The organism is Chryseobacterium scophthalmum (assembly GCF_900143185.1).
Classification (GTDB): Bacteria; Bacteroidota; Bacteroidia; order Flavobacteriales; family Weeksellaceae; genus Chryseobacterium; species Chryseobacterium scophthalmum.
This window is the reverse complement of the sequence record NZ_FSRQ01000001.1, coordinates 61,047-82,524: the sequence shown is the minus strand read 5'-3', so window position 1 is coordinate 82,524 and position 21,478 is coordinate 61,047. Positions and strand designations below refer to the sequence as shown.

The window sequence follows — 21,478 nt, the reverse complement described above, 5'->3', positions numbered from 1 at the left end:
TTTAAAGTTTAATGGTTTTCTACATATTTATGAAAATTGTTAAGAATCGCATACCAACCTTCACGCTGCATCTCAACTGAATTTTGTTTTTCAGGATCAAAAATTTCGGTCACTTTAGTTGTATTCTCGTCTATTTTCTCAAAAATCACTTCTACTTCTCTCCCGTCTTCTATATGATATTTTATTCTTTCGTTCAGAATTACTTCGTCATAAACTCCTATAAAATCAAAGCCGAAACTTCCGTCTTTTGCTTCCATTCTATTATTGAATTTTCCACCTACTTTCAGATCGTTTTCAGAACTCGGGCAAAACCAGCTTTCATGAGCGAAATTCCATTTAGTAATATGTTTTGGGGCATTAAAATAATCCCAAACTTTTTCTACCGGCGCCAAGATTGTAATGTCAATTTTAACTTTATCCATTTAATATTTTGTTTTTTAATGTGTAAAAAGAAGGGTAAACTCAACATCTACCCTTTCATTAATTAAATATAAAACTATTTTGTGTATTCTTCGTTATAATTGATCATCCAATGAACGCCAAACTGATCCTGAAAACTACCAAAATAATCACCCCAAAACTGATCTTCAAGTGGCATTTCGATATTTCCACCTTCAGAAAGTCCTTTGAAAATTCTGTCAGCGTCTTCTCTGGAATCAGGGAAAACAGAAACATAATTGTTATTTCCTACCGTTAAGTTTTGTCCAAAAGACGGCACAATGTCTGAAGCCATCAAAAGATCTCCACCAATCGGAAGCGCAATGTGCATTACTCTGTTTTTTTCTTCATCTGATAAATTTTCAGTTCCGGGAGCATTGCCCATTTTATGGATTTCTCCAACGAATTCTCCGCCGAAAACAGATTTGTAAAATGTAAATGCTTTTTCTGCTGTACCATCAAAATTCAGGTACGGATTTAATTTTGCCATGATTTTTATTTTTAAAAGTTAGTTTTTTAAACACGAGTTTCGCTAATGGTTTTCACGAATAAAACAATTAAATTTATCGTGAAATTTGTGTAAATATTTGTGTTTATTTAAACGCAAAGAGCACAAAGATTTTTTTATCTAATTGAGAATGTTTTTCGTTCACAAAGGCGTTTGATTCAGCAAAGAAAATAAGTTATATTTTTATACGTTTTGTCATTCTGAACGAAACGAAGTGCAGTGAAGAATCTGTTTTAAATATATTCAAATCTACATTTGATTTTAATACTTCATATTCTCATCAAAGTCGTATTTCATTCCTTCATAATTGAGAATTCTACGCATCAATCCGATTTGTCCGCAGAGATAATCTTCACGACCGATGCACATTCCGATAAAATTGAGCACATTTTCAGGGAAAAATTCGATATTCATTCCCATTGGAAAAGCTTTTGCTAAATCTTCGTCTGAAACTTCCAATAATTTCTGATAAACAAGAGGTGAAATTTTATGAAAAGAATCTTTCAATTGCTGTAAAGATGGATATTCTAAGTTTGAATCCAACGCTTTTCCCTGAAAGAAAAAATCTTTAAATTCAAATTCTTCATTTAGGCCAAGTACGCTTCCCATTGCATAACGCATATCGAGAAAATTTCCAACCATCCAAACGATGTGGTTTGTTCTGCCTTCAATTCTTTTCAAAGCATCTTCTTCTGAAATTCCATCAAGAACCATTAGAAAACTCTGACTGTGTCCTCTAAATGCAGGAATTATAATTTCTAATTTTGATGATTTTGCGGTGTCCATTATGTTTAGTTTAATGTTGTTTTGTGAATTCTATGAAATTGCTTTTTAAATTTCTCTTCCTGATTTATTTTACCGCTCCGGGTTTTCCTAAAATCCTTCGGAGATATCCGAATTGACCGCTGTGATAAATTTCGTGAAGTGACAATCCTGAAACGTCATTAACTATTGCAGGATCAAGGCTTTCAAGACTGTTAAGTTTCATTTCAAACTTATTCTGAGATTCTTTTAAGTAAGATTTTAATTCGTCGAAACTTACAAATTCATCTTTTCTGTTCAAAGGAATTTCTCCTCTGTTGTAGCATGAAAATTTTTCGTTGTCCCAAACTGATTCTTCACCCAAAACATTCAGAAAAACATTTCTTATGTAAAGTAAATGTCCTAAAATCCAATTCATACAATTTGCTTCGCCATTAGGAAAGATCATTGCTTCTTCGTTTGAAATATCATTGATATTCATCGAAATCACTTTGTAATTACTCAATATCAGAAATTTTAGAATTTCAATATCGTTTGATTGTGTTTCCATTTAATTATTCTTGAGGCATTTGCGACATATCTGCAAAAGTGACATTCCAACCGTGTCCATTGATGTCCCAAAAAGAATTTTGATACATCCATCCGTAATCTTGTGGTTCTTCATGTTGATAAGCTCCATTCGCTACGGCAGCATTAACAACCTGATCAACTTCTTCACGGCTATTTAAACCGATTGCAACCAAAACTTGTGTAGTATCGCCTTTCGGAACCGGTCTTTCTGAAAAAGTCTGAAAATATTCTTCCGTTAAAAACATCACATAGATATTATCATTCATCACCACACAAACTGCCTTATCGTCTGAAAACTGTTCGTTGATGGAGAATCCGACTCTAGTCCAAAAATCTTTTGTTTTCTGAATATCTTTCACCGGAAGATTCACGTAAATTTGATTGACTTTCATTTTTTCATTTTTTTTAGGTTAAAATATGAGGATTTAAAAATCCGCAGGAAGCTGAGACATATCTGAAAAAAGCACTTCCCATTGATGACCGTCTAAATCTGAAAAAGTTTTCTGGTACATCCAACCATAATCTCTTGGCTCACTGTATTTGGAACCTCCATTTTCTGTAGCAGTTTTCACCATTTCATCAACTTCTTCACGACTGTTTACGCCAATCGCGAGAAGCGTTTGAGTGGTATCTCCTTTTGCAACGGATCTGTCTGTGAAAGTTTGGAAAAACTCTTCTTTTAAAAACATGGTGTAAATATGATCTTGTTTCATGATTACACAGATTGCTTTTTCATCAGAAAATTGTTCGTTGATCGAAAAACCTAGTTTCGTCCAGAATTCTCTAGTTTTCTGAACATCTTTTACAGGAAGGTTTACGTAAATTTGATTGATTTCCATTTTGTAATTTTTGATGTTAAACTTTTAACCAAAATTACCAAGTCATTGCGAAAATCAACTTGCCATAAGACAAGATTTAATTTTTCTTCGGATGAGATACTATTTCTTTGCGGATTCTGCTTAATGAAGTGTCTGTAATTCCCAGATAAGAAGCAATTTGTTTTAAAGGTGCAAATTGTATCACCTGAGATTTTTGCTCTAAAAGATGAAGGTAACGTTTGGTTGCAGAAAGTGTAAACATCTCTACAGAACGCTGTTTGTATAAAAAAAGCTGTTGAGACATCCAAGCTCTTCCCCATTCTCTGAGGTTCGGAATTTTATGAAATAATTCCTGAAAAACATCAAAATCTAGCTTCCAACATTCGCAATCTGTAATGCAGATAATATTTTCCTGAGTGGGAATTCTTTGAAACAGAGAAGAAACATCGATGATAATTTCGTTTTCTGTAAAAAAATTTGTTGTCACATCATTCCCGTTAAAATCATTAACAAAAGAACGCGCCAAACCTTTTTCTAAAATATAATATTCGTTGGCCATTTTGCCTTCCTGAAGAATAGTTTCTCCTTTTTGGAAAACTACTTTTTCGTGAGCCTGAATAATTTCATCAAGTTCTTCTTGAAAGAAAAAAGGAAAATCACGATAAACGTCGAAGGCTTTGCTGGTCATCCAATTAATATTTTGAGATTTTAAAATTAAAATTTTTATTGGAATTAAAAGTGACATTTTTTGTATAAATTATCATTAGTTCTTTTGTCTTGAAACAGAACCAAAAATTCAAGACTGGAAACTTCGACTAAAAACTAAAATTTACTCCTAAAATCCCCAAAACTCGCACGAATGAACATTTCTTCGTTAGTTCAAATTTATCAACGTGCTCAAACAATGGGAATTTTTTAACGGATTAAATTCTAATTTTATTAACTTCTCCGTTTCCTAAGTCAAAAATTTAAAACAAAGAAAGCTGAATCGGTTTAGGTTTTGATGGCTTTTCTGCGTCACCGAATACTGTTTTCCCACCAAATCTCCATGAATTTTGGCGTTCTTCCTCAATGACTTCATTAATATCAAAATCCGGAGTGAAATTTTTCTCGGCTTCTGCAATAATCGTGTGTAGTTTATTGATCGATTGCAGCTTATCAGAATTTCCCAATTTAGATTTTTCAATTCCTTTTTGTAAAATGGAAATCGTTTCATCATAAACATTGATGGGAACAGGAAAAGGATGCCCGTCTTTTCCGCCGTGTGCAAAAGAAAATCTCGCAGGATCTCTGAATCTTGAAGCAGCACCATGAATGACTTCACTTACCAATGCCAGACTTTGTAAGGTTCGTGGTCCTACTCCTTTCATTAAAAGTAATTCTTCAAAATTTTCAGGCTGGTTTTCTCTGGTCATGTACAAAAGTGTTCCGAGTTTTTTCAGATCAACATCTGAAGCGCGAACATCGTGATGAGCCGGCAAAATTAAATTGGCAAAATCCTGCATGATCTTTTCAGAATTTGTGTGGGAAATCTCTAAAATTCCTTTGCGGTTTTCCTGAGCTTCATTTGCTGTAAGATTCAAAATATTTCCACGGTTAATTCCCTGAATTCCTTTGTGAGGTTCATCTACAAAAGATTTCATATTTTCAGAATGCCAATGATAACGTCTTGCGGTTCCATCTGCATCGTTCATTCCCTGTTGTACAACTGCCCAATTTCCTTCATCTGACAAAATAAAATTATGAAGATATAATTGATAACCATCCTGAATTGCAGTATTATCAACTTTTGCAGAAAGTTTGCTTGCCCGAACTAATTCGTTTCCATTTAATCCGGTTTTATCGGCAATAACGAGAAGTTCATTTGGTGTTTCTTTAGAAAACCTCCCTTTTCCGCCACAAATATAAATCCCGAGTTCTTTGGAATTTGGATTGATGCTGCGTTTTAAAGCTCCCATTACCGAAGTTGTGATTCCTGAAGAATGCCAATCCATTCCCATAACTGCACCAAAACTTTGAAACCAAAAAGGATCTGCCAATCTTCGAAGGACTTCATTTTTTCCGTAATCTGCGAGCATTACTTCAACAATAGAAAGCCCAAGTATTGCCATTCTTTCATAAAGCCAAGGCGGTACTTTTCCGTAGTGAAGTGGTAAAGTTGCGGTTCCGGAACGTTTCATTTGTTATAGTTGATGGTTGATAGTTGATAGTTGATAGTTGATAGTTGATAGTTGATAGGCAAAATTAAAGCCTTACAATTGAAATACATAAGGCTTTAACATTTTTATGTTTTAACGAAAAGATTTTTAATTTACTAAAATCAATCGAATGATATTAAACTTATTAATGTGAAAGAATATTAACAAGTTTTTCGAACGGATCTATTACAAAGAATCTTCGAACACCCCAATCTTCATCGGTCAATTTGTAAGTAATTTCAAATCCTGAATTTTTCATTTTATTATATATTTCGTCGACATTATCAACTTCAATAGAAAAATCGGGAACTTCGGTGTCATTTCCACCTTGAGTTGCAAAACTGATCTGAACTTTTGCTTCTTCTTCATTGCCAAAAGTTTTGATCCAGCCATGATTCATCAATATTTCGAGACCCAAAATATCATGATAAAATACATCAGCTTGAGATAAATCTTCAGTTTTTATATTGGCTACGATTCTCTTTACCATTTCATTAAAATTTAAGTTTAAAATTAAGTCTATTTAACTTTTATAAAACGCTACTTGTTGGAAAAACGCAAAGGCGCAAGTTTTTTATCTTTTTTAGTTTTTAAGGCGCAAAACACTTCGACTTCGCTCAGTGTGACTAAACAAGTTCATAAAGAATCTAAAAATAAAACAATTAAAATTTTATCGCAGATAAATCCTTGCGCCTTAAAACAGTTTGTATATTAATTGCGCCTTTGCGATCACCAACTATTAAAGTTTAAACAAATTTATTAAATAAAAAAACCTTGAAAATATTCTCAAGGTTTAAAGGTTTAAAATTTTAATGCTTTATAATTTCTTTTACAATTCCGCCTTGAGGTTCTCTTACGGTCTGTGTAAAAATAAATGCTTTCGGATCGATTGAACGAACGATATTCTGCAGTTTTCTAACTTCCAATCTGGTGACAATGGTGAAAATAATATCTGCATCGGCACTTTGCTCAAAAGATTCTTTCATAAAACCTCTTTCGCCTTTGTACACCGTGATCCCTCTATTCATCGTTAGAACCAAAGCTTTTTTGATTTCTTCACTGTTTGCAGAAACGATGGTTACGCCAGTGTACGCTTCAATTCCTTCAATTACATATTTGGTAATCTGACTAGCCACGAGATATGTCATAATTGCATACAAAGCGGTTTCAAATTTAAGAAAAACGGTTGCGATGATAAAGATAATCACATTCATTCCTAAAATAATTTCGGTAATGCTAAAACTGCTTTTTTTGAATGTTAATAAGGCTAAAACTTCCATTCCGTCGAAAGTTCCGCCACCTCTCATGGATAAACCGATTCCAATTCCCATGAAAAATCCGCCAAACACAGCGACCAATAATTTGTCATGGGTCACTTCCGGAAAAGGGACGAAAAAAATGGTAATGATGATCAGTAAAATCGTTAAAAAACTTCTGATCGCAAAGTGTTTTCCGATTTGGAAGTACGCCAGAATGATAAATGGTAAGTTTAAAACCAATAGAACGACTCCGAGATTCCAATGGTAAACTTCGTGAAGTAAAAGTGAAACACCGGTAACACCACCATCTAAAAAGTGATTAGGAACGAGGAAAGATTTTAAAGCAAAACTCGCAGAAATAACTCCTAAAACGAGATAAATAATATCTGAAAGAGTAAAAAGCGGGCCATGTTTAGTTGAAGCAGAGCTCATAAAGTGATCAGTTATTTTTTAGTTTTGTTTTAATAATATTCAGGTTATCCTGTTTTTTTTGATTTCTGCTGTTGATGGCTGTTTCTGTGAAATAATGATGACTTTCGAGGAATTTTTCCTGTAAAAGATTCCAGTCACGCTCGGAATTGACAATTCCAAACATCGAAAGTTCTTCAAATAATTTGTCACCAATTACAAAAAAATCGTCTCTTCCCAAATAATCTAAATCTGCATCTGCCAAGATTTGCTCTAAATGATTATGTGGCGTCTGCGGAATTTTTGTCGCCATAATCATTCCTTTGATTTTCTCGGTCTGCGATTCTGAATAGCCGTAATCAGAAAGATATTCTTCAGCGATTTCGCACGATTTTTCCTCATGATTTTTTGATCCGTATAAAAATCCGGTGTCGTGAAATAATGCCGCCGTTTTTAACAATAATAAGTCTTCATCATTCACGTTTTCAGATTTTGCAATTTTTTCTACAGAATCAATTACATCTTTTACGTGCATCACGCTGTGATAAGAAAGGTGCTCCGGAAGATTTTCCTTGAGTCTTTTTAATATGAGTTTATTTAATTTTTCGTATTCCATATTTAAAATAGAAAATGTTTTTAAAATTTTTAACCACAAAAGTCACAAAAGCTAATACAATAATTTTAAAAGTTAAAAAAAATACTTTGAAAGTTCAAAAAAGGTAAAAATAAGATAGTCTCCTTTCTGCTCTTATCATAATCCGAATAGATCTTCTAATAAAAATTTTATGGCTTTTGTGGTTTAATTAATTATTTATTCAGTTTTGATTTCAATCGCAAAATACATATCCATATCGCCTTTTCCTTTGGTGTGAATTTTACCTCTGTATTCACAAGTTATTTTTTCTTTTACCAATTGATAGGTCGATTCTGAGATATTTATTTTTCCTTTTTCGCTGTTCTGCTCCATTCTTGCGGCTGTATTTACAGTGTCACCCCAAATATCGTAAGCGAATTTTTTCACCCCTACAATTCCGGCAATCAAAGAACCTGAATTAATCCCGATTCTGATATCTAAAACATCAGGATGAGTTTTCTTTCTTTCTTCAATAAAATCTATAATATCCAAAGCTACCAAAACTGTTTGATAAGCGTGACATTCATTTTTCATAGGTAAACCGCAAACCGCCAAATAAGCATCTCCAATGGTTTTTATTTTCTCTAAACCATGTTTTTCCATGATCATATCGAAAGCAGTAAAACATTCGTTCAGCTCAACCAACATTTTTTCTGCGCCCATTTTCTCTGAACTCTGGGTAAAATTAACAAAATCGGTAAATAAAACAGTGACTTCGTCATAATATTTGGCTTCAGAGCTTCCGTTTTCCTTTAGTTCTTCAGCAACTTCATGCGGAAGAATATTGAGAAGTAAATTTTCTGTTTTCTGCTTTTCTTTTTGCAACTCAAACGTACGTTCGTCGACCTGTTTTTCAAGCAAATCATTCTGATCCTGAAGAATCTGCTGTTTTTCCTGTTCCTGTTTTAAATTAACATCAGAAAGTCGCTTTACTTCATCCAGCTGTTTTACCAAACTTAAATTGGTTGATGCAAATTGCCAACCTAAATAAGCAGAGATCGAAATCGGAAAACTTATGAAAATAAATCCTAAAACATATCCCATAAAATCATCTCCGAAAGCTTTATTAATATCAACCGTGTTTGTTTTATTTAAAAACATGAAAACGATAGACATCACAATAAAAAGAAAGAATACCAAAACTCCTCCTCCTACAATGAAAGCAGATTTTTCTCTTCTGATCATTGCTCTTACAATCAAATAAAAAGATTCGAAAGCAACAAAACAAAGATAAAAAAAGGCAAAACTAGCCGCAGAAGCTGCGCTGAAATAATAGAGAATAAAAATACAAGCTGAAATAATCAACATTACTTTCAGTCTTTTTTTAGTTCTTCCAAATAATGTATTGACAAATCCTGTAAGCGAAGTACCGAATGCCATTACCGAAAGAAATGCAAAAAACGTATAAGTGTCGATATCTAAAGGATTTTTTATTTCTGACAAGAGCAAGACCATATAGCTCATCAAAGAAATCGAAAAATTGTACGTAGAAAAATACAGATTATAAATTGCTTTTCTGTAAAAAATAAATAACAAAAGATGAATAAATCCTAATGCACCAAATATTCCGCAAATCAGCATGGTGTAAAAATTGAAATACTGCACTTCTTCAGTTTTGTCTCTGATAAATTCGTTAGCAGAAGCAAGTTCAACACCGATGGCAAAAGGTACCAAAGTAATGGTCTTCTTTTTGCCAGCAGCAATCGGTAAAAATCTTATCGCTAAAACATTTACTTTGGTATTATCTAAAGTAAACAATTCTGGTATTCTGTTTTTAATCCTGAATTCTCTTGATTTTTCGTCTCCGATTTTGCCAATACTTTCAATTTTTTTACCATTTAAATAAATTTCGGAAGCACCGAGTTGCTGAATTTTAAAACATAAAGATTTATTGACCGATGCAGAATCTATCTTAAAATAGTACCGAACCCAATAAATCTGATCTTTTTTAGCATCTTTCTTAGAGGCATAATTCATAGGATTCCATGAATAGACTTTTCTAGAATTAAAATTGACATGTTTCCATGAAGAATCATCAAATTGTGGCGAAGCAAAAGCAGGATTATCACCAGCAAAAAATTTACTATCTTCATCAATAGATGCGCCGTTTTTGATTTCCTTTTCAGTAAAAACTCTAGGTTTTTCAAAAGAATTTTGTGCAAAACATAAATTTTGCAATCCGATTAACAAGAAAAATATAAATGTAAGGAGTAGATTTTTTTTCACTCTGATAAAATTAAATTTGATTAACAAAATACATCTCCATTTTGCCTTTACCTTTGGTTTCGATTTTTCCGCGATGCTCAAAAGTAAAGTCTTCTTTTATTAATTGATAGGTTGCTTCAGAAACATTTACTCTTCCCGATGAACTGTTCTGCTCCATTCTAGCCGCTGTATTCACCGTATCTCCCCAAATATCGTAAGCGAATTTTTTCACACCCACGATTCCCGCAATCACCGGTCCGGAATGAATTCCGATTCTGATATTTAAAGCATTTGGGTTTTCTTTTTTTCTTTGCTGAATATAAGAAAGAATTTCCAAACTTGCATTCACCGCATTTTTTGCATGTTGGTCGTTAGAAACAGGCAATCCACTCACCGCCAAATACGCATCACCAATGGTTTTTATCTTTTCTAAATTGTATTTTTCCATGATTCTGTCGAATTCGGTGAAGCAAATATTAAGTTCATTCAAAACTTCCTGCACACCAATTCTTTCGGAATTTGCTGTAAAGTTGACAAAATCTGTAAACAGAACCGAAACCTCATCAAAATGTTTGGCGTTGGTTTTTCCTTTTTCTTTTAATTCTTCAGCAACTTCATACGGAAGAATATTGAGCAGCAAATCATCTGATTTTTGTTTTTCTTCAGCAATTTTTTTGTTGTCTTTACGCTTCTGATTATACGAAAACCCAGCAAAACCTAATAACAGCAAAGATAAACCAGCTCCAATTGCCCACATATTTTTTTGAGTTTTAGAACTTTCTAAATCTGCTTTTGCAATGGCATCTTTTTTCTCCTGATTGATTTTGGCAATATTTTTTTCCTGAGAATATTTTAAAGCTACTGCTTTTTGCTCTTCATCAAATTTAATCTGAATTTCTTTTCGTTTTAAATCTTCCTCAAGCGCCAATCTTTTTTTCTCTTCTTCAGTTTTTGCAGCCGCCTGTTTTTTTTCATATTCAAAACGAAGTGCCTTTAATTCTATTTCTTTCTGAAGCTGAATTCTTTTGGTTTCTTCTTCAAGTTTTATACGGGTTCTTTCGTTGGCTAGCTCAGTCTCAGATTGTACAGAAGAAAGTGCCTTCATTTTGTCGATTCCGTACGTTTCTTCTTTCTTATCATACATTTTTTTTAAATATGAATAAGACTGATTATAATCACCCAAAAAAGCATAAGCACGATGCAATACCTCATAATTTTGTATGAAAATTTCTGGAGAAACATAAGTTTTCAATTGAGTAAAATACTCAAGATTTTTAACCTGCTCTTTGGTTTTAATTTCCAATTCAGAAAGCTTTGAGGGAGTATTTTTTAATGAAAGACTGTCTTCCATAATTTTCTTTAGCCCGATAAATCCTTCATGATTTTTATAATACTGATACATCGGGTCATTTTCATCACTCAATTTCATCACTTTAGCAGCGTAGTCTTCAGCTTTTACAAAATCTTTTTCTTTAGAATAAATATCCGAGAAATAGTAATAAACCAGAGGTAAACTGTTTTTCAAATTATGAGATTCATAATAAGCTTTAGCCTCATTCAGATATTTTTTCGCTACTTCCAGTTGATTCATTTCAGAATAAACATTAGCCATAAAAATTTTCGCTTCCGCTATCTGCAAATCATTACCGCTCTTTTGGGAAACACCCAACCCTTTTTGGAAATATTCCAGCGCTTTTTTATTATCTCTGCTGGTTAAGAAAAATGTTCCTGCACTTCTGTATGCAGGATATAAATTTTCAGGATAATTTTTTTTTACAAAATCAATGTAGGTGTACAAAGCTGTATAGCTGTCTGCATATTCCTGTTTTATAAAGTTGTTGGCAAAAAGACCTTGGTAAGATTCCATTACAAGATTTTTGTCTATTTTTCTGCCTTCTTTATTATACTTTAAAATTTCATTGTAATATTTTGTAGCAATATCACTTTTTTTATTAACAGCATTTAGTCGTGCCATCCAAAAATTGAGAAGAGCTCTCTTTTCGTAATTTTCAGTTTTATGGAGATATTTTTCGGCTTCTAACAAGTATTTTTCACCCGTAACTAAATCATTTTTTTGCAAAAACAAAGTCCCTATAAACAAATTTGCTCTTCCGATTTGTTCAGTATCATTGTTTTTTGAATAAATGGATAATGATAATTTGGAATATGAAATTGCACTGTCTGCATTCTTACTCTGAAAATAGATATTACCTAAATCTCCAAAAATCTTTGCTCGTTCTTTGTCAGACTTAGTCAATTTCAGCTGACTTTTAAGATTATTAATCTCAACAGATTCCTGTGCTTTAAAAACTGTGTTCCCACAAAAGAGAAAACAGATAATTGCAAAAGAGGTAAATTTATTCTTCAATGGCTGGTTATTGCGTTGATGTACAAAAATAAAAAAATCATTCTATTAAATAACAGAATGATTCAAATTGATGAGAAATATTTTCATTTATTTCAAAGATGCGATAGCAGCTTCGTAATTAGGCTCTTGTCCGATTTCAGGAACTTGCTCTGTATAAATTACTTTAGCTTTTTCATCTAAAACAACCACAGCTCTGCTCAAAAGACCCTTTAAAGGTGAATCTGAAAGCGTTACACCATAATCTTCCCCGAAATTCCCTCTGAAATCTGATAACGTTTCAACATTATTTAAACCTTCAGCTGCACAAAATCTTGATAATGCAAAAGGCAAATCTCTTGAAACATTAATCACAACTGTATTATCAAGGTTTGATGCCTCTTCGTTGAATTTTCTTGCTGAAGCTGCACAAATTCCCGTATCGATGCTTGGGAATATATTTAATACTACTCTTTTTCCTGTGTAATCTGCAAGATTTTTTTCAGATAAATCTGAAGATACCATTGTAAATTCCTGAGCTTCTCTTCCTACCTCTGGAAGATTTCCGATTGTATTGATTGGGTTTCCTTTAAACGTAATTGTAGACATTGTTGATAAATTTATAATTTTCATCAAATTTATTTAAATTCTAGATGATTTTGTCTGAAATAAAGGTTAAATAATTCTTAAAGTGGAAAATCTCATTGACTATTAAAGCGAAAAAAATTAAAATTTAACTAAATTTGTGAAACTAAAAATTTAAATAATAAATAACAGTATAATGTCAGACAAATCAAAAATCTATTACACCCTTACGGATGAAGCTCCAATGTTGGCAACACACTCGTTTTTACCGATTGTAAAAGCTTTTACAAAATCAGCAAACATTGAGATCGCAGTTCCGGATATTTCTTTGGCAGGAAGAATCTTAGCAAACTTCCCAGAATTTTTGAAAGATGATCAGAAAATCGTTGATGCTTTAGCTCAATTAGGAGAATTAGCAACTCAACCGGATGCAAACATTATCAAATTACCAAATATTTCAGCTTCTGCTCCTCAATTAGATGCTGCTATTGCTGAATTACAAGCTAAAGGTTTCGCAGTTCCTAATTACCCTGCAGAGCCTAAAAATGACGAGGAAAAAGCAATCAAAGCTAAGTATGCTAAAGTTTTAGGAAGTGCTGTAAACCCTGTATTAAGAGAAGGAAATTCTGACAGACGTGCTCCAAAAGCTGTTAAAAACTACGCAAAAGCAAACCCTCACAGAATGGGTAACTGGGCTTCAGACAGCAAAACTGACGTTGCTCACATGAACAGTGGAGATTTCTACGGAACTGAAACTTCTACTACTCTAGAGAATGCTACAAAATATAAAATCGTTTTCAAAGGAAATGATGGCGCTGAAACTTTATTGAAAGATTTCGCAGGTCTTCAGGCTGGAGAAGTGATCGATTCTTCTGTAATGAATTTAAATTCTTTGAAATCTTTCGTTCAGGAAGCTATCGAAGAAGCTAAAAACAGAAATGTACTTCTTTCTGCCCACCTGAAAGCGACGATGATGAAAATCTCAGATCCAATCGTTTTCGGAGCTATCGTTGAGACTTTCTTTAAAGATGTTTTCACTAAATATGCTGAAACATTTAAATCTTTAGATGTAAATCCAAACAACGGTCTTGCAGATCTTTTCGATAAAATTAAAGGAAATGCTCAGGAAGCTGATATTAAAGCTGATATTGAAACTGCTTTAGCAAACGGACCAAGAGTGGCAATGGTAAATTCTGATAAAGGAATTACTAATTTCCACGTTCCTTCAGATATTATCGTTGATGCTTCTATGGCTGCTTTGGTAAGAGGCGGAGGAAAAATGTGGAACAAAGACGGAAACGAAGAAGATACAGTTTGTATCATTCCAGACCGTTCTTATGCAGGTTTTTATCAATCAGTTATTGATGATATGAAAGCGCACGGAAAATTAGATCCTACAACAATGGGTTCTGTTCCTAACGTAGGTTTGATGGCTCAAAAAGCTGAAGAATATGGTTCTCACGATAAAACTTTCCAGGCATCTGCTGAAGGAACAGTTGAAGTTCAGGACGAAAACGGAAACGTTCTTCTTTCTCAGAAAGTTGAAGCGGGTGATATCTTCAGAATGTGTCAGACTAAAGATGCTCCGATCCAAGACTGGGTAAAATTAGCTGTAAACAGAGCAAGACTTTCTGATACTCCTGCTATTTTCTGGTTAGATAAAGGAAGAGCTCACGACAGAGAAATGATCAAAAAAGTTGAAAAATATTTAGCTGATCACGATACAAACGGACTTGACATTAAAATTCTTGATGTAAAAGACGCAATGACGGAAACGTTGAAGAGAGCAAGAGAAGGAAAAGATACTATTTCTGTTTCAGGAAACGTATTGAGAGATTATTTAACTGACCTTTTCCCAATTCTTGAACTTGGAACTTCTGCAAAAATGCTTTCTATCGTTCCATTGATGAATGGCGGTGGTTTGTTCGAAACAGGAGCTGGAGGTTCTGCTCCAAAACACGTTGAGCAATTCTTGGAAGAAGGTTATTTAAGATGGGATTCTTTAGGTGAGTTCTTAGCTTTGCAGGCTTCTTTAGAGCATTTAGCACAAACTCAAGGAAATACAAAATCTCAGGTTCTTGCTGATGCATTAGACGAAGCAAATGCTAAATTCTTAGCGACTGACAAATCTCCTGCAAGAAAGGTTGGACAAATCGATAACAGAGGTTCTCACTTCTATTTGGCAATGTATTGGGCTGAAGCTTTGGCAAACCAAACAGCAGATGCAGAATTAGCTGAACAATTTGCTCCGGTTGCAGAAGCAATGCAGGAAAATGAAGAAGTTATCAATGCTGAATTGATCGGTGCTCAAGGTAAACCTCAAAATATTGACGGTTACTTCAAAACTGACACTTACAAAACTTACGAGGCAATGAGACCAAGTACTGTTTTAAATGAAATTATTGACGGAATTTAATTTTCAGATTTAATATAAATTGAAAGCTCCTTTTTTAAGGAGCTTTTTTTGTTTTGTTAAACACGAATTGCGCTAATATTTTTCACAAACTACACAAAAATATGCGTGTAGTTTGGCATTCCGAAGGAGTTTAAGCGTAGTAATAGCGAAATATTTTTAAGTTTTGGCTAAAGCCGATGGTTATATTACAAAAATAAAGCGGGCTAAAGCCCGCTCCTATTGATATTGCTTAGTACAAAATTTGAAATTTATCAAAAAACTAATTCCTAATTCCTAATTCCTAATTCCTAATTAATCAAACATGCGCTTTTCTCCATTTAATCATACTTAAAATAAGCAGCCCTAAAACTCCCATTATAAAATATCCTTCCGCAACTTCCAGCTGAATTTGAGGTCTAATGAGTGTTACAATTCCGTAACTGATCGCAGAAGTGAGAATAAACACGACTCCACCGGTCATTCCACCTGCAAGTCCTGCAGAATTGGGGAATCTTCCGATACAGTAGGAGAAATAATTATTAAAAATAAATCCGGCTGTTACATGAATGACGAATGCAAAAGCAACCAGACTGTAAATATTATTTGAGAAATAAGATGCAATAAACATCAGAACAATTAAAGATAATTGAATGAAGTTAGCATAACGAATTTTAGGTAAAAATGCTTTATTGATCAATGCTTTTCCTAAAAATCCTCCTGCCATCCAGGCAAAACCTAAAATTAAAGAAACATAACCCGCAATGACTTCAGAATAGCCCATTTTATGTTCGATAATGAAAGATCCGCACAAATTGAAAAACATAATCATCGAATAGCTGATCCCGCACATCACCATTCCGTAGAAAAAATCTTTAGCTTTAAACATCGAATCGTATTCTTTCAGCAAGAACTCAACATTGAAAGGATTCCTTTTCTTTAAAGTTTCGCCAGAAAAAATCAATTCAAGAATTAAAAGAACCAAACTATATCCCGCCAAAACATAAAAATTAGATTGCCATCCGAAAATTTTCTGCAAATAACCTCCGATAAACGGCGCAATAATCGGCCCGACCGACCAGACAATTGTCATAATACTGAGATAATGTTTCCGCTCATCGCCCTCATAAACATCCACAAAAAAAGCACGTTTAGAAACGACAGCAAATCCCGACAAAATTCCCTGCAATACACGCATTGCATAGATTACAAAAATATTCTGAGTGGTTGCGGTAATCAGAAAAGAAACTACAAACAGAGCCAAAGAAGCCATTGAAACTTTATACCTTCCAAAAGAATCAACAATACTTCCCGCAAAAAACTGCGTCAAACCATAACTGATTAAAAATATTGATAAAGTAAGCTGAATATTGCTTTCAGGTTGATGAAGTTCGGTCGCCATACTCGGCATTGAAGGCAGGTAAATGTCTGTTGCTAAACCTGACATCGGAATCATCGCAAAAGCAAGAATCGTTGCAATAAATTTATTTTTCTCTTTTAACATCCGCATGAAATTTTCAAGCGACAAAAGTCCGACTTTTTATTTGTTCAAGCGTATTTGTTTAGATCAATAATTCTGAAATAGTATATAATTAAATTCAATCGAAATCAATCTCTTTCTTCATAAAATTTCTGTATCTATAATTATAGTTTCAATCAATTTGCAAGAAAATATTTGATTGAAGATTTAATTTAAATCATTATAAATTAGTTTCATTTTCTTAAAACAATCTCATTTTAAAATATAAATTTGTAATTTTAAAGTAGAATTTCACCAAAAGCATCAGAAATTATGGAAAGTATAAAGTTTGAAATTACACCTTACCAAGATGAATTGCAGTTATTAATTGATGGTAAAAAAGTCGGCTATATGTCGATTTCCGTTGATGGAAGACTACTCAATGTATATTATACCAAAATTGATGAAAATCTGGAAGGTCATGGTTACGCCAAACTTCTTCTGGACAGGTTGGTAAGTTTTGCCGAAGAAAAAGATCTGATGATTGACCCTGAATGCGATTTTGTAAGACAACAGTTAGAAAATCATCCGAAAAGATATAAAGGAATTTGGCACGAATAAACTATTCCCACCAATTCTGAAAATGATACGATGTATTGTTTAAATCTAATTTTTCACCGATTTTTGGAGTGAGAATCTGTAAATTTTTCTCTTTTCCAAGCATCGTCACTTTTTGTAATGGCTCATTCCAAGGATGTAAAGCGAGAGCAAATTTCCCAGAATGCACCGGAATAATATTTTTCGCCTGAATATCTAAACTTGCCTGAATGACATCTTCCGGCAACGCGTGAATGTATTTCCAAGCCGGGTTATATTGTCCGTTTTCCATGATTGCAAAATCAAATGGTCCGTATTTCTCACCAATTGTTTTAAAGTGAGTATCATAACCGCTGTCGCCACCCAAAAATATTTTTTTCGTAGGCGTTTCAAGAACATAAGAAGTCCACAACGTCGTATTTCTTTGGAATTTTCTTCCCGAAAAGTGTCTTGCCGGAGTAAATGTTATTTTAAAACCCTCTTTTAAAGCGACAGTTGTGCCCCAATCTTCTTCAATGATCTGATCTTCAGAATATCCCCATCGTTCAAGATGAGCTCCCAATCCCAAAGGCATAATCGATTTTCCCACTTTCTCACGGATCGCTTTTACCGTTGGAAAATCTAAATGATCATAATGATCGTGTGTAATTACCAGATAATCAATATTCGGAATATCTTGAGGTTTAAACAAATCTGAACCTTCAAAAGCTTTATTGAAAAACTTAAAAGGTGAACCGAAAGTGCTTAAAACAGGATCTATCAGGAAAGAAACTCCGTCAATTTTTATAAAATAAGAAGAATGCCCCATCCAAATGAAAACATCTTCGTTAGCTGAAATTTTATTTAAATCTGTATGAATTGCAGGAATTGCCTGTAAAGGCTTCAGCAACGGATCTTTTTTACCAAATAAAAACTCAAGCATTACTTTTGGCATAGAAAAACCTTCGGCAATCTGTGGTGTAAAACTTTGATTCTGAAACTGCTTATCTTTATAATTCTTAGAATTGAGTATTTTTTCCAGACGTTTCCCTTTTGGTGCTGCGCCAAAAACTTCCTGAGACATTACAAAATAAGTGGCCACAACAAGTACAGCGATCAATATAATTAAATAAATCATTATTAAAATTTGAAATTCAAATGTAAAAAACTTTCTTTAAGTTTACTACTCTTTCATCAATGACGCACGAAAATGAATTTTACTTTTTTTCTATCTAAATTATATTTAAAAGTTTTTAAATTCGTTTGTTAAAAAAACTACTTACTTTGAAATATTTTATATTCACTTTGATGATGTTAAGTTTTGTTTCGTGTACTTCAGTAAAAAAGTATAACGAACAAAGATTAAGCATAATTCCTCCTGAAAAACTGCTTCAGGATGTTGATTTTGCCTACCAAAAACTTCAGGAAATGCATCCGAATTTAAACTGGTATATTTCAAAAAAAGAACTTGATTTTAAATTTGACAGTTTAAAGTCGACCATCAATAAGCCTTTAACTCCTACTCAGTTTTATTTTAAATTGCAACCCGTTATCGCCCAAATCCGTGAAGGTCATTTATCTTTAAAAATTCCGGCAAAAAAGTTTTCAAAAAAAGAAATTAAAGCTTTAAAAAACAAAAAAGGTCTCTTCGGAAGATTTGAATATCATGTAGAAGATGATCATTTGTATTTTATTGAAAATAAAGATTCTATTCAGAACATTAAACCCGGAACTGAACTTTTAAGTATTAATGATGTTCCTGTTTCAAATTATCTAAAAAAATACCGTGAATTAATAAGCAGTGACGGTTACAACACCACTTTTTATTCTTATTATCTTAAGGATGTTTTCTTTAACTTTTTTGTTGCCGAAAAAGGAATAATGGACAGTGCGAAAATTGAAACTCTTTATAACGACAAAAAACAAACTCTGGTCTTAAAACGGGAAAGCAAAAACAAGCAAGAGATTGAAAAAGATAAGCTTGATAAAAAACGAACTCCCGAAAAAAAGATCAACGATTATGTTGTTTCAACAAATTCTTACAATAGAAATTTAAAATTTTTAGATAAAGACAGCACCATTGCTTACATGAAAATTAAAAGTTTCTCAAGGTCGTTTTCAGATAAATTTTACAAAGAATCTTTTGCTAAGATCAAGAATGCAGAATCTTCTTACCTCATCATCGACATTCGTGAAAACTACGGTGGCTCGCTGTACGAAATCAATCAGCTCTATTCTTATCTCACTCCAGAACCGTTTGTTTTGATAAAACCTTCTCAGCTTACATCAAGAGTAACTCCGCTTAAAACCAACTATTTCAGAAAATCAAATCCGTTAGAATACACTCTTAAAAGTCTGGCTTATCCCGGTTATTTCTTTTATCAGGCTTTGAATGTTTACAAAGGAAAAGACGGCGTTGCGTATTATAAAATGAAGGAAAACAAGCCGACAAAACCTAAAGAAAATGCTTTTAAAGGAAAAGTGTATGTTTTGATTAATGGTGGAAGCTTTTCAGCTTCATCTGTTATTTCTTCTAAATTAAAATTTGACAAACGGGTAACCTTGGTTGGTGAAGAAACCGGCGGTGCGAACGACGGAACAGTTGCAGGATTTTACTCTTACCAAAAACTCCCTAATTCTAAAATAGATTTACCAATTGGATTGCTTTTAATACAGCCCAATATCACATTTGAAAATACAAAAAAAGGCGTAACTCCCGATGTAGAAATTGAGCAAAGCATGCAGGATATTATTGATCAAAAAGATTCGCAACTGGATTGGGTGAAATCAGAAATTGAAAAAGAAAAAAGCTTAAAAATTGCTGATTGATGAAGAAGTTAATTAAATATTTAAAATTTATTGTCGTTTTAATCTTTTCTTGGTTTGTAATTCACACCGTTTATATTGTAACAGATGGATTGTCTGATAACGGCAAAAAAGCAGACATTGCCATCATCCTCGGAAATAAAGTAAACGAAGACGGAACTTTATCGACAAGACTTGAGAAACGTTTGGAAACCGGAATTGAGCTCTATAAAAATCATCGTGTTAAAAAAATTCTGGTAAGTGGTGGTTTAGGTAAAGAAGGTTTTTATGAAGGGGATAAAATGAAAGAATTTCTAATCAGTAATGCAATTCCTGACTCTGTAATTTTTGTGGATAATTACGGCAATAATACAAGATTGACCGTTGAAAACAGTTTGAAATTTCAACAAAAATATAAGTTTAAAAGCATCATCGTCGTTTCGCAATATTTTCATGTGACCCGAACGAAGAAATTATTTAATGATCAGGGTTTCGAAAATGTTTCAAGTGTAAGTCCGAGATATTTTGAATGGCGGGATTTGTATTCTATTTTAAGAGAATTTCCTGCTTATTATACTCAATTAGATTCCGGCGAAAACTCATCATCAATTCAGAAATCTTAAAATAAAATTCTGTAGTTTTAGGATATGAAAAGTACATTTTTTTCCGTTCAGAAAAAGAGTTCGGAGTATTTTAAAAATATATTCAGTGATTCGATGTATCATATTTTTCTGTTTAGCGGAAACGGAAAAATCATTGTAGATTTTACAGAATATAATTTTACAGGAAAGACTGTATTTTTCTCTTCACCTTTTCAGAATATTCAGATTTTAAGTGAAGATCAAATTGAAATTGAAGTTTTAAATTTTCACGGTGACTTTTACTGTATAGAATTTCATAAAAAAGAAGTCGCATGTAACGGTTTACTTTTCAATAACATTTATCTTTTCCCGCATTTTTCGTTAACTGAAGAAGTTTATCAGGAGATTTCAGATTATTTTTCAAAAATTCAGGAAGTAGATTATCATGAAGATTTTTCGGGTTCGGTTTTGCAGTCATATCTTCAGTTAATTCTGGCTATTTCAAGCAGGGAAAAGAATAAATTGCTTCCGGATAAGGAAATTATCAAAGATGATTTTAATGAACTGAAATCATTTCAAAATCTTGTGGAAGAACATTTTATTTTAGAAAAAAACCTGTCTTTTTATGCGGATTTACTGCATGTAACCTCAAATACTTTAAGCAAGAAAATCAAATCTAAATTTAATAAAACTCCTTCTCAGATTATTCAGGAACGGGTAATTCTTGAAGCCAAAAAACAGATTCATCTTACCCGAAAATCGATTAAAGAAATTGCTGTGGAACTCAATTTTAATGATGAATTCCATTTCAGCAAATATTTCAAAAAATACGTGGGAATTTCACCTACACAGTTCAGAAAAGAAACAGGAATCTCTATCGTGGCAGATTTATACAAATAACTTCCACAATCGTCCATTTCATTGGCTTTTGGTTCG

General features: G+C 33.1%; 21 protein-coding genes. 5 read left to right on the top strand and 16 right to left on the bottom strand.

The features are described from left to right. Nucleotides 1-8: 8 nt before the first annotated feature. From BUR17_RS00385 to tpx, 14 genes are all read right to left on the bottom strand, one after another. Entirely contained in the window at nt 9-422 is a 414-nt protein-coding gene (locus BUR17_RS00385; RefSeq protein ID WP_074228040.1) for an SRPBCC family protein, read from the bottom strand. 74 nt (nt 423-496) lie between these two features. After that, nucleotides 497-928 (bottom strand): VOC family protein, encoded by a 432-nt coding sequence (locus BUR17_RS00380; protein WP_074228039.1) that lies wholly within the window; start codon nt 926-928, stop codon nt 497-499. A 279-nt stretch (nt 929-1,207) separates the two neighbouring features. Beyond that, the gene (locus BUR17_RS00375; RefSeq protein ID WP_074228038.1) at nt 1,208-1,732 is read right to left on the bottom strand and encodes a hypothetical protein; all 525 of its coding nucleotides are present in this window, start codon (nt 1,730-1,732) and stop codon (nt 1,208-1,210) included. 64 nt (nt 1,733-1,796) lie between these two features. Next, nucleotides 1,797-2,258 (bottom strand): hypothetical protein, encoded by a 462-nt coding sequence (locus tag BUR17_RS00370; RefSeq protein ID WP_074228037.1) that lies wholly within the window; start codon nt 2,256-2,258, stop codon nt 1,797-1,799. Nucleotides 2,259-2,262: 4 nt separating this feature from the next. Next, nucleotides 2,263-2,670, bottom strand: coding sequence for a VOC family protein (locus tag BUR17_RS00365; protein WP_074228036.1), 408 nt, complete (start codon nt 2,668-2,670; stop codon nt 2,263-2,265). A gap of 33 nt (nt 2,671-2,703) precedes the next feature. Continuing rightward, on the bottom strand, nt 2,704-3,117 hold the full coding sequence (locus tag BUR17_RS00360; RefSeq protein ID WP_074228035.1) for a VOC family protein: 414 nt from the start codon (nt 3,115-3,117) through the stop codon (nt 2,704-2,706). Between the two features lie 76 nt (nt 3,118-3,193). After that, entirely contained in the window at nt 3,194-3,784 is a 591-nt protein-coding gene (locus BUR17_RS00355; protein ID WP_074230167.1) for a Crp/Fnr family transcriptional regulator, read from the bottom strand. A gap of 280 nt (nt 3,785-4,064) precedes the next feature. Further along, entirely contained in the window at nt 4,065-5,276 is a 1,212-nt protein-coding gene (locus tag BUR17_RS00350) for a DUF763 domain-containing protein (RefSeq protein WP_074228034.1), read from the bottom strand. A gap of 163 nt (nt 5,277-5,439) precedes the next feature. Next, nucleotides 5,440-5,784 carry a VOC family protein gene (locus BUR17_RS00345; RefSeq protein WP_074228033.1) on the bottom strand — a complete coding sequence of 115 codons (345 nt, stop codon included), beginning with the start codon at nt 5,782-5,784 and terminating at the stop codon, nt 5,440-5,442. Nucleotides 5,785-6,103: 319 nt separating this feature from the next. Further along, the gene (locus tag BUR17_RS00340; RefSeq protein ID WP_074228032.1) at nt 6,104-6,985 is read right to left on the bottom strand and encodes a YitT family protein; all 882 of its coding nucleotides are present in this window, start codon (nt 6,983-6,985) and stop codon (nt 6,104-6,106) included. 7 nt (nt 6,986-6,992) lie between these two features. Continuing rightward, nucleotides 6,993-7,577, bottom strand: a complete 585-nt coding sequence (locus BUR17_RS00335; RefSeq protein WP_074230166.1) for an HD domain-containing protein — start codon at nt 7,575-7,577, stop codon at nt 6,993-6,995. 195 nt (nt 7,578-7,772) lie between these two features. After that, on the bottom strand, nt 7,773-9,821 hold the full coding sequence (locus BUR17_RS00330) for an adenylate/guanylate cyclase domain-containing protein (protein ID WP_143747495.1): 2,049 nt from the start codon (nt 9,819-9,821) through the stop codon (nt 7,773-7,775). A gap of 10 nt (nt 9,822-9,831) precedes the next feature. Beyond that, nucleotides 9,832-12,168, bottom strand: coding sequence for an adenylate/guanylate cyclase domain-containing protein (locus tag BUR17_RS00325; protein WP_074228030.1), 2,337 nt, complete (start codon nt 12,166-12,168; stop codon nt 9,832-9,834). Between the two features lie 87 nt (nt 12,169-12,255). Then, entirely contained in the window at nt 12,256-12,753 is a 498-nt protein-coding gene (gene tpx, locus BUR17_RS00320; protein WP_074228029.1) for a thiol peroxidase, read from the bottom strand. A 172-nt stretch (nt 12,754-12,925) separates the two neighbouring features. On the opposite strand from tpx, the gene BUR17_RS00315 reads away from it, so the two are divergent. After that, complete coding sequence (locus BUR17_RS00315) at nt 12,926-15,145, top strand: NADP-dependent isocitrate dehydrogenase (protein ID WP_074228028.1); 2,220 nt, start codon at nt 12,926-12,928, stop codon at nt 15,143-15,145. A 295-nt stretch (nt 15,146-15,440) separates the two neighbouring features. Here BUR17_RS00315 and BUR17_RS00310 read toward each other — a convergent pair whose 3' ends face one another. After that, nucleotides 15,441-16,625 (bottom strand): MFS transporter, encoded by a 1,185-nt coding sequence (locus BUR17_RS00310; RefSeq protein WP_228418559.1) that lies wholly within the window; start codon nt 16,623-16,625, stop codon nt 15,441-15,443. Between the two features lie 288 nt (nt 16,626-16,913). Here BUR17_RS00310 and BUR17_RS00305 point away from each other — a divergent pair, with 288 nt between their 5' ends. After that, nucleotides 16,914-17,201 (top strand): GNAT family N-acetyltransferase, encoded by a 288-nt coding sequence (locus BUR17_RS00305; RefSeq protein WP_074228026.1) that lies wholly within the window; start codon nt 16,914-16,916, stop codon nt 17,199-17,201. A 1-nt stretch (nt 17,202) separates the two neighbouring features. Here BUR17_RS00305 and BUR17_RS00300 read toward each other — a convergent pair whose 3' ends face one another. Next, nucleotides 17,203-18,294: an MBL fold metallo-hydrolase gene (locus BUR17_RS00300; protein WP_074228025.1), complete on the bottom strand. Its 1,092-nt coding sequence runs from the start codon at nt 18,292-18,294 to the stop codon at nt 17,203-17,205. Between the two features lie 146 nt (nt 18,295-18,440). On the opposite strand from BUR17_RS00300, the gene BUR17_RS00295 reads away from it, so the two are divergent. The 3 genes from BUR17_RS00295 to BUR17_RS00285 are packed head-to-tail and all read left to right on the top strand — an operon-like array spanning nt 18,441 to nt 21,442. Continuing rightward, on the top strand, nt 18,441-19,985 hold the full coding sequence (locus tag BUR17_RS00295; RefSeq protein WP_228418557.1) for a S41 family peptidase: 1,545 nt from the start codon (nt 18,441-18,443) through the stop codon (nt 19,983-19,985). Next, the gene (locus tag BUR17_RS00290) at nt 19,985-20,584 is read left to right on the top strand and encodes a YdcF family protein (RefSeq protein ID WP_074228023.1); all 600 of its coding nucleotides are present in this window, start codon (nt 19,985-19,987) and stop codon (nt 20,582-20,584) included. The genes BUR17_RS00295 and BUR17_RS00290 overlap by 1 nt, the downstream gene beginning before the upstream one ends. Before the next feature lie 24 nt (nt 20,585-20,608). Next, nucleotides 20,609-21,442 (top strand): helix-turn-helix domain-containing protein, encoded by an 834-nt coding sequence (locus BUR17_RS00285; protein ID WP_074228022.1) that lies wholly within the window; start codon nt 20,609-20,611, stop codon nt 21,440-21,442. Nucleotides 21,443-21,478: the final 36 nt, after the last annotated feature.